Consider the following 13929-nt stretch of genomic DNA (forward strand, 5'->3'; position numbering starts at 1 on the left):
GAGCCCGGAACACCGCGTTGCGCGGCGGTGCCGATGGCATCATGCGCGCCATGTCCGTGCATCGCCCGCCTCGTCGTCCGCAGCTCTGGCTGCCGCTGCTGATCGCCTCGCAGCTGCTGATCGCGCTGGTATGGTGGCAGCTGGGCTGGATGATCGGCCTGCCGCTGCTGCTGGCCAGCCACGGGCTGTGCCTGTGGGGCGTGCTGGCGCCCGCATCGCGCCTGTACGGCCCGGTGCTGACCCGGCTGCCGGGCGAGAGCGTGTGGCTGACGATCGACGACGGCCCGTCCGACGACACCCCCGCGCTGCTCGATCTGCTCGATGCGCACGACGCGAAGGCGACGTTCTTCCTGGTCGGTGCACGCGCCGCCGAGCGACCGGACCTCGTGCGCGAAATCGCTGCACGCGGCCACGGCATCGGCAACCACAGCCAGACCCATCCGCAGGCGATGTTCTGGGCGCTGGGACCGGCGCGGATGCGGCGCGAGATTCTCGACGCCCAGCGCACGCTGACCGGTGTCACCGGCCATGCACCGATGTGGTTCCGTTCGGTCGTCGGTCATACCAATCCGTTCGTGCACGCGCCGCTGCGGGAGGCAGGACTGGCGCGCGTCGGCTGGAGTGCGCGCGGATTCGATGCGGTGAAGGCGGACGTGGAGGACGTGGTCGCGCGGATCGATGCCGACCTCGCGCCCGGTGCGATCGTGCTGCTGCACGAAGGCGCGAAGCATGGCCGCAATGTCGCGATGGTCGAAGGCGTGCTCGCGCGGATGCAAGCCAAGGGATTGCGGGCGGTGCTGCCGGATCAGGCGGTCTGACGGTCAGGCGAGGCAGGCAGCGATGCGTGATGGGTTTAACCGTCCTGCGCAGCTGGGATGCGGGTAGGGTCGAATCTGACCTGTAGCGCGTGCTCCCATCCCTCACCCCAACCCCTCTCCCATGGGGAGAGGGGCTCGAACCGCACGATGCGGCCGTTTGTAGGATGGGTAGACCCCAGCGAAACCCATCGTAGGGCCGTCGAAAACGGCATCGATTCGCGCGAAATCCGGCTTATTCCGCCCGTAACCAGGCCAGCACGGCGCCGATGTCATCGGCTTCCAGCAGCAGTTCCGCCACCGCATGCTGACCCGTTGCCGCTGCCGTCGCGGCCAGCGCGGCGCTGCACATCAGTTCGCTCCAGTCGGGAGCGGCGACGAGGCCGGCGAGCAGCGGCAGGCGCGACAACGCGGTGACGTAGCCGTCGATCAGATGCTCCGGAATCTCCGCGTCGTGCGCGGCGCGGGCGAGTTCGATGCTGGCAGGCAGCACGAAGTGACTCGGCGTCGCGCGTTCCGGTGCCTCGGCGAGGATCGCGACGATGTGCGGAACGGCGGCGAACGAAGCGGAAAACACGCGGCCCTCGTCGCACAGCGATTCCCACAAGGATTGCCACGGTTCGCCGAGACAGTCGTCTCCGCGCGCGCCGTCGAGCTGCGCGAGCAGCGCGGGAATGCCGCGCGCATCCCCGTGCGCGCAACGCAATGTGGTCCACGACGGATCGTCGAGCGCCAGCATCGGCGCATGCGGCAGGCCGTCGCGGGCGGTCATGTGCGGATGCCGGTGATCAACCAGTTGTTGAACGGCGTGTCGCCGTACAGCGGACGCAGCGTCGTCTGCAGGCCGGCACCTTCGAGCTGGCCGCGCAGGCCGTCGGCGGTCGGATAGCTCTTCGCCCGCTCCTGCATCCAGCCGGCGAAATTGGCGAGGCGGTCGGTGATGCGCGTGGTGCGACTGCGCGAACTGTCGTCGGCGAGGCCGCTGCGGATCACCAGACGCGCGCCCGGCACCAGCATCGCGATCACGTTGTCGAGCAGCTCGCGCTGGCGTTCGGGCGACAGGTACTGCAGCACGTCGAGAATCGCCACGCTGCCCTGGTGCGCCGGCAGGCCGACGCCGAGATCGAGCACGTCGAGCTGCACGTCGGCGAGTCCGGCGCGCGCGGCGACCTCGCGGCCGCGGCGGATCTTGGCCGCGTCGATGTCGACGCCGGTGAACGGCAGCGCCTGGCCGTCCGCGCGCAACGCATGCGCGAGCAGGCCCAGGCCGCAGCCCAGATCGAGCACCGGCGCGGTCGTCGGACGCAGCGCCTGCAGCACGCCCGGATACAGCGGATCGGTGCGCAGCTTGGTCAGCGTGTAGTAGTAGTCGTAGCGGTTCCCCAGCACGTGCCTGGGCAGGAACGCGCGCGCGATGTTGCGGGCGTCCTCGCGCGGATACGGTGCGGTGGAGAGCGGCGTGGTGTCGGAAGTGGTCGCAGTCATGCCCGCGACAATAAGCCGCGCGCGACCGGCAACGCCAGCTGCATCCACTCGGTATGCAGCGCGGCCGAGGGATGCAGGCCGTCATCGGCGAGCATGTCCGCCTCGCCGCCGTGCGCGCGGCTGACCGCTGCGATGTCGACGAAGGCGACGCCGCGCGCGGCGCAGATCGCGGCAGCCGCCGCGTTGTAGGCGTCGAGTTCGCGCGCGATCGCGGCGACGTCGCGCCCCGAATGCGCACCGAACGGCGTGACGCCCCAGTCCGGAATCGCGAGTACGAACACACGCGCCGCATTGCCGCCGGCGAAGCCGATCGCGCGCGCCAGCAGTGCCGAGAACGCCGGGCCGTACAGCGCGACATCGCGGCCGCGGTACTGGTCGTTGACGCCGATCAGCAGGCTCACCAGATCGAAGGGGCCGACCGGCGCCGCGGCATCGATCGCCGCGTCGAGTTCGTCGGTCGTCCAGCCGGTGGTCGCGATGATCTCGGGCGCGTCGAGCGCGATGCCTGCGCCGCGCAGCGCATCGGCCAGTTGCACCGGCCAGCGGTCTTCGGCGGCGATGCCTTCGCCGATCGTGTAGCTGTCGCCGAGCGCGAGATAGCGGCGCGGTACGGTCATCCGGCGACGCGAGCCTGGCGCTTGGCCAGCGGCACGACCTTGCGGGCGTCGGTGATCTGCCGTTCCAGCACGCGATGGATGCGCGCGAACACCTCGCGCAGCTGCGCGGGCTCGGGCAGCAGGGTCACGCGGAAATGGTTGCGATAGGGCACGTTGAAGCTGTTGCCCGGCACCACCAGCACGCCTTCGGCTTCCATCAGTTCGAGTGCGAATGCGTGGTCGTCGAAGCCCTGGCTGAATTCCTCGGCGATGCCGGGAAACGCGTACAGCGCACCCGCCGGCGCGACGAGGCGCAGGTAGGGGCTCGCCTCGCAGGCCTCGACCACCGCGCGGCGCGCCTCGTGCAGACGGCCACCGGGCGCGCACAGCGCGCTGATCGTGTCGATGCCGGTCAACGCGGCTTCGATCGCGAACTGGCCCGGTACGTTCGCGCACAGGCGCAGCGCACCGAGCAGGTCCATCGCGTTGCGGAAATCGCGGCTGCGCGCCTCGTCGCCCGACAGCACTGCCCAGCCCACGCGCCAGCCGCAGGCGCGGTGCACCTTCGACAGGCCACCGAAGGACACGCAGGGCACGTCGCCGGCGATCGGCGCAATGGGTTCGAACGGCGCGTCGTCGTAGGTGATGCCGTCGTAGATCTCGTCGCACAGCAGCAGCAGCTCGTGCTTGGCGGCGATCGCGACGATGCGCTCGAGCAGCGCGCGCGGATACACCGCGCCGGTCGGATTGTTCGGATTGATCAGCACGATCGCGCGCGTGCGCGGCGAGACCAGCGCTTCGAGTGCGTCGGGATCGGGCAGGAAGCCGTTGCTCTCCTTGCACTGGTAGAACACCGGACGGCCGTCGTTGAGGATCGTCGCCGCCGACCACAGCGGATAATCGGGCGAGGGCACCAGCACTTCATCGCCGGGATTGAGCAGCGCGCGCAGCGCGATGTCGATCAGCTCGCTCACCCCGTTGCCGACGAACACGCGATCGGCCGACACATCCTGCGTGCCACGCGCGGCATGGAACGCGGCGATCGTTTCGCGCGCGGCCGGCAGGCCCTGCTGGTGCGTGTAGGGATCGGTGTCGTGGATGCGTTCGGCGATCGCGCGCTGCAGGTGATCCGGCGCGCGGAAGCCGAACGCGCCGGGGTTGCCGATGTTGAGCTTGATCAGCGTGCGGCCCTGGCCTTCGAGCTCCCGCGCGCGCCGCGCGAGCTCGCCACGGATCTCGTAACGGACTTCGGTCAGGCGTTCACGGGTTTTCAGGGGGGCGGACATCGGCGGCGCTCGGCGCGGGAATGTCGCGCGATGCTAGCGGAAAAGCCGGGTGAATGCGGCCCGGGCCGATGAGTGGCAGGCCCCGCCGGTTCGCGCCTGCACGCCTGGCGCCCGTAGAATCCGCGGCATGACGACAGCCCGACGCAGCGCTTGAACCCCGCCGATCCGAGTCCCCCAGACACCGCGCTGCGCGCGATCGGCTGGCCCTTCGACGGTGCGCCGTCGGGTCCCTGGGCCGAGGTCATGGCCACGCATGCACAGGCCCGGCCGATGCGCGTGGTCGAGCAGCACCGCTCCGGTTATCTGGTCGCCGGTGCGCCGGGCGAGGCGATCGCGGTCGAATCGCTGCCCGACTGGCTGCGCCGCAGCGGTTACCGCAAGGGCACGATCGCGCCCGAGGACCGCGCCGCGGTCGGCGACTGGGTGCTGGTCGAGGACGGCCAGCGCATCGTCGCGATGCTGCCCCGGCGCAGCGCGATCAAGCGCGCCGCCGCCGGCGAGCACTACAAGCAGCAGCTGATCGCCGCGAACATCGACACCGTGCTGGTGGTCTGCGGTCTCGATGCCGACTTCAATCCGCGCCGCATCGAGCGCTATCTGCTGCTGGTGCAGGGCGGCGGCACGCCGGTGATCGTGCTGACCAAGGCCGACAAGCCCGAAGCCGACATCGCCGCCGCGGTGGCTGCGCTGACCGAAATCGCCGGGCTGGGTGTCGCCGTGGTGCCGGTCAATGCGCGCGATCCGGGCAGCGCCGCGGTGCTGCACCGCTGGCTCGGCCCCGGCATGACCGCGGTGCTGGTCGGCAGTTCCGGCGCGGGCAAGTCCACGCTGACCAACAGCCTGCTCGGCGTCGAACGCATGAAGACCGCTGCCGTGCGCGAAACCGACGACCGCGGCCGCCATACCACGACCCATCGCGCGCTGATTCCGCTGCCGTCGGGCGCCTGCCTGATCGATACGCCCGGCATGCGCGAACTCAAGCCGACCGGCGAGGAGGACCTGTCGGAAGGTGGATTCGCCGACGTCGAGGCGATCGCGACGCAATGCCGCTTCCGCGACTGCACACACGGCGACGAACCGGGCTGCGCGGTGTGGGACGCTGTCGATGCCGGCACGCTCGATCCGGGGCGCCTGGGCAGTTACCTGAAACTCCGCGACGAGCTCGCCGGCGCTGCGGGGCAGCTCGCCACCCGCATGGCGCAGAAGGTGGAGAGTCGGCCGTCGGGAAAGAAACCGGGCGCGAAGACGGGTGGGCGTCCGGGGGTGAAGCCGGCGAAGCGCGGGTCGGATTGGACCAAAGAGGAGTAGGGCGATGTTTACAGCGCGCCATTCGCTTTCGTTCTGAAGCATCGAGAGGCGTCGGCCCTCACCCCAACCCCCGCTCCGCGCCCCGGCCCTCGTGATATCGCGAGGGCCGGGGCGCGGAGCGGGGGTTGGGGTGAGGGCGGACGGTCGCATAGGGCGTCCCGACACGCGCGCTTTCAAACCGTCCCGACGTGCGGCGCTTCCCGAACCAGACGTCGGCCGCTTTGAGTCCCCCGCACCAATCCGCTAGCGTGACCACACCGCCCGCCGGAGTTCCCGATGCCCGATGCCATCGCCCATCACGCGGCGCTCGATGCGCGCATGGTCGTGGCTGCGCGCGGGATCCGGGTGCTGAGTCTGGCGAGCTGGCCGTCCGGTGCACAGCAGTGCTTCCTGTCCGCGTTCGCGGCCGGACGCCGGGAGATGCCGGAGATCGTGTATCCGGTGCTGGAATTCTCTGACACCCGCCGCGAACTCGCCGCGATCGGCGCGGCTGCCGATCCGGATCATCCGCTCGGTGCCTACATCGTCGAATCGACGCAGGCCTGGGACGCGGCCGCGCAGCTGCTGGAATCGCTCGGCACCGCAGCCGCCGGCGAACACGCGATCGCACTCTACGGGCGCCCGGATGCCGCGCTGCCCGGCGGCGCGCTGACGACCTGCGATGCCGCACGGCATTTCATCCACATCGCCGACGAACTCGATCCCGGCCTGCTCGCCGACGTCGAACATCCCACGCTCGACGCCGCCACGCTGCAGACGCAGCTGCAGGCCGATCTCGACGCGTACTTCGGCACGCGCGTGGTCGCGGTGGAACTCGATCCGGGCATGATCGCCAAGGCCGCGGCCGGCGCCTATCGCCTGCGACTGCGCAGCGACGCGCGCTATTCGATCCACGACCGCGAACAACTGCTGCAGCACGAGGCCTTCGTGCATTCGCTGACCGCGCTCAACGGCCGCGAGCAACCGCTGCTGCCGAGTCTGGCGATGTCGTCGCCGCGCACGACCTGCACGCAGGAAGGACTGGCGGTGTTCGCCGAACAGATCACCGGCAGCATCGACATCGGCCGGATGAAACGCGTGAGCTTGCGCATCGAGGCGATCGCGCGTGCACTCGACGGCGCGGATTTCCTGCAGGTATTCGACTACTTCCACCACGCGGGACAACCGGCGGCGGAAAGCTTCGCGTCCGCGCAGCGCGTGTTCCGCGGCGTGCCGCTGAATGGCGGGCACGCCTTCACCAAGGATGCGGTGTATCTGCGTGGCCTGATCGACGTGCACACCTTCTTCCGTCAGGCCTTGGCCGCGCAGCGTCTGCCGCTGTGCCGGCACCTGTTCGCCGGCAAGATGACGCTCGACGACGTGCGACGGCTGTCGCCGCTGTTCGACGACGGCACGCTCGCACCGCCGCGCTGGTTGCCGCCATGGCTGGAGCGCACCGGCGGCCTGGCCGGCATGCTCGCGTTCTCGCTGTTCGCGAACCGGATCCGGATCGACCAGTTGTAGGCGATCGGATGCAGTGATGGCTTTCGCTGCGCGCTACCCGGCCTGCGAAGCGCTCCGGATTCGGTGAACCGTTGCAGGTGCGCACGGAACCGCAGGAGGGGTAGCGCAACGCGAAACCCGTCGGAGCCTTCGCATCAACGCTCGAACCGCGGCGGCGCCACCGTCGAATGCAGCAGCCGCACCGCATGGCCGAGCGTCACCGGGTCGGCGCCCGACAGCAGTGCCTGCAGACGCGGTCGATCCGCATCGAGACCCGGCACCAGGCCCACCCAGGCATTGCGGCCGCTGTCCTTGGCGGCGTAGAGGCAGCGGTCGGCGATCGCGGTGGTCTGCTGCCAGTCGCCGAGCGTCGGCCACGCGGTCGAGAACGGCCAGGGCGCGAACCCGATCGAACAGGTCATGCGCAGCGACGCGCCGTGCGCGAGCGCGATCGGCGTGTCGGCGACGGTGCTGCGAATGCGTTCGGCCAGCCCGGCGGCGGCATCGGCATCGTCGAGCCGCGCGACGAGCATGAATTCCTCGCCACCCCAGCGCAGCAGCAGATCGCCGTCGCGGGTCAGGGCGCGCATGCGCGCGGCGAACTGCACCAGCGCTTCGTCGCCGGCCTGATGGCCGTGGCCGTCGTTGATGCGCTTGAACGCATCGATGTCGAGCATGAAGAAGAACAGCGTGTCCGAGCCGCGCCGGCCCGGCGCATGCACGGCTTCGCGGGCCAGCCATTCCTGCAGCTCGCGACGGTTGGGCACCTGGGTCAGCGGATCGAGCCGCGTGGCCGCGTCGAGCTGGGCGTTGCTCTGCTGCAGCTGCCGGTTGGCCTGCTCCAGCTGCGCGGTGCGCTCGGCGACGGTACGGTTGAGCAGTTCGACGCGCTCGCGTTCGCGCTGCACCGCGCGCCGCGTGCGCCGCACGAAGAACGCCACCGCCAGCGCCGCCAGCACCGCGTACAGCACGTAGGCCAGCGGGTGCCGCCACGGCGGCGGTGGCATCGCGATCGTCAGCACGCGCGATTCGCCGAACTGGCCGTCGCGGCCCGCGGCCTGCACTTCCAGCCGGTAGTGGCCCGCCGGCAGATGGTTGAGCGAGAACTCGGTACGCGCCTGGTGCGGATAGATCCAGCCGGTGTGCAGGCCGTCGACGCGATAGCGCAACTGCGCGGCCGCCGGGGCGAGAAAATCGATCGCCGTCATGCCGATGGTGAAGACGCTGTCCTCCTCGCGCAGGTCGATGCCGGGCGTGTACACGATGTCGGTTTCGGTGCCGCTGCGCGCGTCGGTGTCGGACTGGCGGCTCAGCAGCTGCAGGCTGGTCAGCACCGGATGCGCGGGCGCGCTGCGCCGCGGCAGCTGCATCGGCGCGATCACGTCCACGCCCATCGTGCCGCCGAAGTACAGCAGGCCGTCGCGGCCGCTGAACGCCGAGCCGCTGTTGTATTCCTGGTTGCGCAGGCCGTCGCGGCGGCCGAGGTTCTGCACGATGCCGCTCTCGGGGTCGTAGACGCTCAGGCCGAGATTGGTGCTCAGCCACAGGCGCCCGCCGATGTCGGGCAGGATCCGGTAGATCACGTTGTTGGTCAGGCCGTCGCGCTCGGTCAGCACCGACGACACCCCGGTCGCGCGATCGATGCGGTACAGGCCGGCGGCGAACGCGCCGACCCAGATCGCGTCCGCGTCGCCATGGATCGCCCACACCGAGCGGTGCATGCCCGCGCCGGCGGGTTGGACCTGCGCGAACACGCCGTCGTGCAGCCGCCACAGGCCGCGCGTATTGGTGCCGATCCACAGGCTGCCGTCCTGGTCGCGATGAAGCACCGTCACCACGTCGCCGGCGATCGCGGCGAAGCGCGGATCGGCGTCGATGCGTCCGTCGCGCAGCTGCATCACGCCGCTGCGCGTGCCGATCCACAGCGTGTCGTCTTCGGCGAGCAGGGCGTCGATGCGTGCATCGGGCAGGCCGTCGAGCGCATCGACGCGGCCGTCGGCATACAGACGGCGCAAGCCGACCTGGGTGCCGATCCACCAGCCACCGTCGCGCGCGGGTTCGATCGCACGTACCGACAGATCCGCGAGTCCGGGGACCGGGCGCCAGTCCGCACGCGGGCCGTCGCGCATGCGCAGACCGCTGTCGGTGCCGATCAGCATGCGCGCGCCGTCGCGGCGGATCGCACGGACGCTGTGGCTGTCCCAGTCGTCCATCGTGCCGACGCCCGCGCCGTCGTGACGGATCACCGAGGCCAGCGGCCGCACGCGGTACAGGCCCGAGGTATAGGTGCCGATCCACCACGCGCCGGTCTCGCCCTGGTGGAAGCTGGTGATCGCGCTGCGCGGTGGATTGTCGAAGCGCAGGCGTCGCGGCCGGTCGCTGCCGGGCGCGAGCTGCACCACTGCGCCGTTGCCGTAACCGGTCAGCACGCGGCCGTCCTCGAGCCGGATCATCGCGGTCGCGTCGACGCTGGCCACGCCGAGCGCGGCCGGCGACCAGTGCCGCTGCAGGCGCGCGGCGGTGTCGAGCCGGAACAGGCCGGCGTCGGCGGCGAGCACCCACAGGCCCTCGCGGCCGGCCTGCAGGGACACGCACCGCTTCGCGCCGGGCAGGGCCGGCAACCGCACCAGGCCGTCCGCCTCGACCGACCACAGGCCGCACGCGGCATCGAGCGCCACGGGACGCTTGCGCGCCGCCGACCACGCGAGGCCGACGATCTCGCCGGTCGCGCCCAGCCGGCGTGCGCCGCGGATCTCCGCGTCGACGTGATCCACGCCGGCCTCGGTCCCCAGCCACGCGCCGCCGGCCGGATCGAGCAGGATGCGCACCACGCGCGCATGCGACAGCCCGTCGTCGACGCCGAGCCGGCGCTGCGTCCACGTCGGCAGATGCACGACCTCCAGACCGGCATCGTTCGTGCCCAGCCACATGCGCGTGCGCTGCGGCTCGAAGGCGAGACTGTCGATGCTGCTGCTGACCAGATTCGCGCCGCCGACCGGCTGGTCGGGCAGGTTGCGATACGCGCGGAAACGGTGGCCGTCGAAGCGGTTGAGACCATCCTGCGTGGCGACCCACAGGAAGCCCTGGTCGTCGCCGGTCATCGCCGAGACCGTCAGCTGCGACAGGCCTTCGTCGAGGCCGTACATCTCCAGACTCAGCGGCGGATCGTCGACCGGATCGGGCACCTGCGCCGAGACGGTGAACGACGCGCACGCCAGCAGCGTCGCGGCCAGCAGGCGCGTCGCCAGACTGCGCGCACGGCCGGCCCTGCCGACGCTGCACGCGTCGGCACGTACTGGCTGGCACGCACGGCGCGCGCTGGCGACGGCTCGGTTACGCAATCGGTGTTCCCCCTTTGCATAGTGTGCCTGCGAATTCCGTGCCAGCGTGACCGGCGTCGCATTCCGCCGTCCATGCCAGACTGCACGCCATGGACGCCGCTCCCACCATCCTCGTCGCTGACGACCACCCGCTGCTGCGCGCCGCCGTCCTGCATGCGCTGCGCGACAGCCTCGGCCAGATCCGCGTGATCGAAGCCGCCACCGCATCGGCCCTCGAACCCGCGCTCGACGCGCACCCGGACATCGAACTGGTGCTGCTGGATCTGACGATGCCCGGCGCACGCGGACTGTCGTCGCTCGTCTGGCTGCGCGGCGAGCGGCCGGAACTGCCGGTCGTGGTGATCTCGTCCAACGACCACCCGCGCACCGTCCGCCGCGTGCAGCAGTTCGGCGCCTCGGGCTTCATTTCGAAATCGGCGCCGGCCGAGTCCATCGGCCAGGCGGTGGCGAACGTGCTCGACGGCGGCAGCTGGTTCCCGCCGCTGACCGCGGAGCGTTCCGAAGAGGACGCGCAGCTCGCCTCGCGTCTCGCCCAGCTCACCCCGCAGCAGTTCCGCGTGCTGTTGGGCATCGCCGACGGCCTGCTCAACAAGCAGATCGCGCATCAGCTCGGCCTGGCCGAGAACACCGTCAAGGTGCACGTGACCGCGATCCTCAAGAAGCTCGAATGCCACAGCCGCACGCAGGCCGCGGTGCTGGTGAAGGCGTTGGAGCGGGAGGATGAGGCGTAGTCGCCTCAGCGAATTCAGATTCCGTCGCCCCAGCGAACGCTGGGGCCCATTTTGACGTTCGCTCGAAAAGCCAAAATCAAGATGGATGACCAGCCATCCGGCTGTTGAAAAGCGTTTCCAGCTTTCGCTGGGATGACGAGGGATGCATCTAGCGGCGTGCGGTAAGTGCCGTTCCACCACCTCGGCAGAGAGCAGTTCTCCCTCAGTAACCCCGCAACCGCATCTGCATCATCAGCGCCCGCAATGCCGGCGGCCGCACCGGCTTGGGCAGAAATCCCTGACCCGCATCGCGCGCCTGCGCGCGCAGGGCGGGGTCGGATTCGCCGGTGACCAGGATCGCCAGCGGCACCGCGCTCCAGCGGTCGCACAGCGTTTCGAACAGGCTCGGGCCGTGGTGCTCGCCCATGCGCACGTCGAGCAGCACGAGGTCCGGCGCTTCGCCGCGCACGGCGGCGGCCAGCGCGGCGTGCGGGCCGTCGGCCAGCGGGACCTCGCAGTCCCAGCGTTCCAGCAGCTGCCGCGTCGCGGCGCAGGTTTGCGGATCGTCATCGACGACCCAGACGCGGCAGCCGCGCAGCGGGGCGTCGTCTTCGGCAGGCACGCGTGGTGCCACGGGTTCGACAACCGGCTGCGCGGGTGCGTCGGTCAGCGGCACGCAGACGCGGAACACGCTGCCGGTGCCGGGGCGCGAGCGCAGATCGATGCGGTGACCGAGCAGGCGTGCGATGCGATCGACGATGGCGAGCCCCAGGCCCGCACCGCGGTCACCGGCATTGCCGTCGTCGAGGCGGCGGAACTCCTCGAAGATCTCGCGTTGCCGGTTCGGCGGAATGCCGGGCCCGGTGTCGTGGACTTCGATCCACAGCCGGTCGCCGTCGCGACGTACGCCCAGCACGATGCGGCCGCGCGCCGTGTAGCGCACCGCGTTCGACAGGAAGTTCTGCACCAGCCGCCGCAGCAGCGTGGCATCGCTGCGCACCCAGGCGCGCGTGGGCACGTGATCGAAGCGCAGACCGCGCGCCTGCGCGAGCACGCCGGTTTCGCGCGCCAGACCATCGAGTAGCGGACCGAGCGCGACCTCGCGGACATCGGTGCGCAGCGTGCCGGTTTCCAGGCGCGAGATGTCGAGCAGGCTGGCGAGGATGCCGTCCTGCGCCGACAGCGCGCCGTCGATGTTGTCGGCGAGGCGTCGCGTCTCGTCGTCGCGCAGGCGTGCGCGCAGGCCTGCGGCGAACATGCGTGCGGCATTGAGCGGCTGCAGCAGGTCGTGCACCGCGGCGGCGGCGAAGCGGCCCTTGTAGCGGTTCGCGGCTTCGGCCTCGGCGCGTGCCTGTTCGAGATCGGCGGTGCGCTCCGCGATACGGCGTTCCAGCGCGTCGGCCAGCGTGCGCAGTTCGCGTGCGGTGGTCTTGTAGGTGGTGATGTCGGCGTAGCTGGTGACGAAGCCGCCGTCGGGCAGCGGGTTGCCGCGGATCTCCAGCACCGTGCCGTCGTACTTCTCGCTCTCGCGCATGTGCGGCTTGCCGCTGCGCAGATGTTCGAGGCGACGTTCGATCGCCTCTTCCACCGGCCCCGGACCGAGCAGCCCGCGACGCGCGTTGTAGCGGAACACCTCTTCGATCGGCGTGCCCACGCGCACCAGGTCCGGCGGGAACCGGAACAGTTCGATGTAGCGTGCATTCCACGCGACGATGCGCAGCGCCGCGTCGATGATCACCACGCCTTGCGGCAGATGCGCCAGCCGCCGGCTCAGGCCGGTGTCGGCTTCCTGCGCCGCGGCGACCAGACCGTCGCGCGCGCTGCGCAGCTCCTCGGCGTGGTGACGCACCAGGGTTTCGAGTTCGTCGCGGCTGCGCCGGCGCAGCGCCCCCAAGCGCACGCGCTGCTGCAGGAACAGGGTGAGGAACACCAGCGCCGCCCATGACACGCCGGCGATCGTCGCCCACTCGCGGCCCGCGGCGGCAATCGGCGCGGCGTCGTGGAGCAGATGCAGGGTCCAGTCGGTATCGGCGACCGGCGCGCGCTGCCACAGCCACGTGCCCGGCATCGCCGGCATGTCGACGCGCACCACCGCGCCGTGTGCGCCGGCATTGCGCAGCACCTGGCCGGCGTACGCGCGCAGCTGCTCGCCTTCGTACTGGCGCGTGGCCACGAGTTCCTGCCGGGCCTCGCCATCCAGCGGCGCGAGCACGCGGTAGCGCCATGCCGCGCGGCTGGCAAGGAACACCACGTCGTGCGCATCGCTGGCCAGCACCAGATCGCCGTCGTCGGGCCAGGTCTGTTCGATCGCCGCCAGTTCGATCTTGATCGCGATCACGCCGACCGCGTTGCCGGCATCGTCGCGCAGCGCTTCGGACAGGAAATAGCCGGGCACCGACGTGGTCACGCCGATGCCGTAGAAGCGTCCACGGCCGTCGCGCAGCGCCTGCTGTACGTACGGGCGGAACGCGTAGTCCTCGCCGACATTGCTGCCGGCATCGCGCCAGTTGCTCGCGGCGATCGCGATGCCGCGTGCATCGATCAGCGTCAGCGTCGACGCGCGCGTGGTGCGGTTGGCTTCTTCGAGGCGCTGGTTGAGACGCGCCCGGGTGTCGGCATCGACCGGTGCGGCCACGGCGGCACGCAGGTCGGGATCCAGCGCCAATACCTGGGGCAGGGCGCGGTAGCGTTCGATGCGCTGGTTGAGGGCCTGCGCCTGCAGGTCGAGCTGTTGTGCGGCCTGCGCCGATTGCGCGTCGAGCGCGCGCCGCGACCCTTCGCGATAGCCGAGGCCGGCGACGAGCACGAGCCCGCCGCAGGCGATCAGCACGGTCAGCAGCAGACGTCGCAGGCGCGGTTGCGTACGCATCGCGCGGACTCAGGCGCCAGGCATCGCGGACGCCGCA

At 70.6% G+C, this 13929-nt stretch carries 10 protein-coding genes; 4 read left to right on the forward strand and 6 right to left on the reverse strand.

Going from position 1 to position 13929, the window contains the following annotated elements; translation table 11 throughout:
• The first annotated feature begins 41 nt into the window (after positions 1-41).
• The gene (locus V3391_RS14150) at positions 42-818 is read left to right on the forward strand and encodes a polysaccharide deacetylase family protein (protein ID WP_332079087.1); all 777 of its coding nucleotides are present in this window, start codon (positions 42-44) and stop codon (positions 816-818) included.
• Between the two features lie 232 nt (positions 819-1050).
• On the opposite strand, the gene V3391_RS14155 is transcribed toward V3391_RS14150, so the two are convergent.
• The 4 genes from V3391_RS14155 to V3391_RS14170 are packed head-to-tail and all read right to left on the reverse strand — an operon-like array spanning position 1051 to position 4182.
• Positions 1051-1587, reverse strand: coding sequence for a hypothetical protein (locus V3391_RS14155; RefSeq protein WP_332079088.1), 537 nt, complete (start codon positions 1585-1587; stop codon positions 1051-1053).
• Entirely contained in the window at positions 1584-2300 is a 717-nt protein-coding gene (locus V3391_RS14160; protein WP_332079090.1) for a class I SAM-dependent methyltransferase, read from the reverse strand. Before V3391_RS14160 ends, V3391_RS14155 begins: the two co-directional genes overlap by 4 nt.
• On the reverse strand, positions 2297-2917 hold the full coding sequence (locus tag V3391_RS14165; RefSeq protein WP_332079091.1) for an SGNH/GDSL hydrolase family protein: 621 nt from the start codon (positions 2915-2917) through the stop codon (positions 2297-2299). The genes V3391_RS14160 and V3391_RS14165 overlap by 4 nt, the downstream gene beginning before the upstream one ends.
• On the reverse strand, positions 2914-4182 hold the full coding sequence (locus V3391_RS14170; RefSeq protein ID WP_332079092.1) for an aminotransferase class I/II-fold pyridoxal phosphate-dependent enzyme: 1269 nt from the start codon (positions 4180-4182) through the stop codon (positions 2914-2916). The genes V3391_RS14165 and V3391_RS14170 overlap by 4 nt, the downstream gene beginning before the upstream one ends.
• A gap of 150 nt (positions 4183-4332) precedes the next feature.
• Here V3391_RS14170 and rsgA point away from each other — a divergent pair, with 150 nt between their 5' ends.
• Together rsgA and V3391_RS14180 are read left to right on the forward strand one after the other, a co-directional pair.
• A complete protein-coding gene (gene rsgA, locus V3391_RS14175) occupies positions 4333-5490 on the forward strand; it encodes a ribosome small subunit-dependent GTPase A (RefSeq protein ID WP_332079093.1) in 1158 nt (385 codons plus the stop codon).
• 276 nt (positions 5491-5766) lie between these two features.
• Entirely contained in the window at positions 5767-6993 is a 1227-nt protein-coding gene (locus tag V3391_RS14180) for a peptidase MATCAP family protein (protein WP_332079094.1), read from the forward strand.
• 134 nt (positions 6994-7127) lie between these two features.
• Here the strand turns inward: V3391_RS14180 and V3391_RS14185 are convergent, their stop codons facing one another.
• Positions 7128-10313, reverse strand: coding sequence for a diguanylate cyclase domain-containing protein (locus tag V3391_RS14185; RefSeq protein WP_332079095.1), 3186 nt, complete (start codon positions 10311-10313; stop codon positions 7128-7130).
• Positions 10314-10402: 89 nt separating this feature from the next.
• Here V3391_RS14185 and V3391_RS14190 point away from each other — a divergent pair, with 89 nt between their 5' ends.
• Positions 10403-11044, forward strand: a complete 642-nt coding sequence (locus V3391_RS14190; RefSeq protein ID WP_332079097.1) for a response regulator transcription factor — start codon at positions 10403-10405, stop codon at positions 11042-11044.
• Between the two features lie 202 nt (positions 11045-11246).
• On the opposite strand, the gene V3391_RS14195 is transcribed toward V3391_RS14190, so the two are convergent.
• Complete coding sequence (locus V3391_RS14195) at positions 11247-13892, reverse strand: hybrid sensor histidine kinase/response regulator (protein ID WP_332079098.1); 2646 nt, start codon at positions 13890-13892, stop codon at positions 11247-11249.
• Between the last annotated feature and the right edge of the window lie 37 nt (positions 13893-13929).

The organism is Luteimonas flava (assembly GCF_036584485.1).
Lineage (GTDB): Bacteria > Pseudomonadota > Gammaproteobacteria > Xanthomonadales > Xanthomonadaceae > Luteimonas > Luteimonas flava.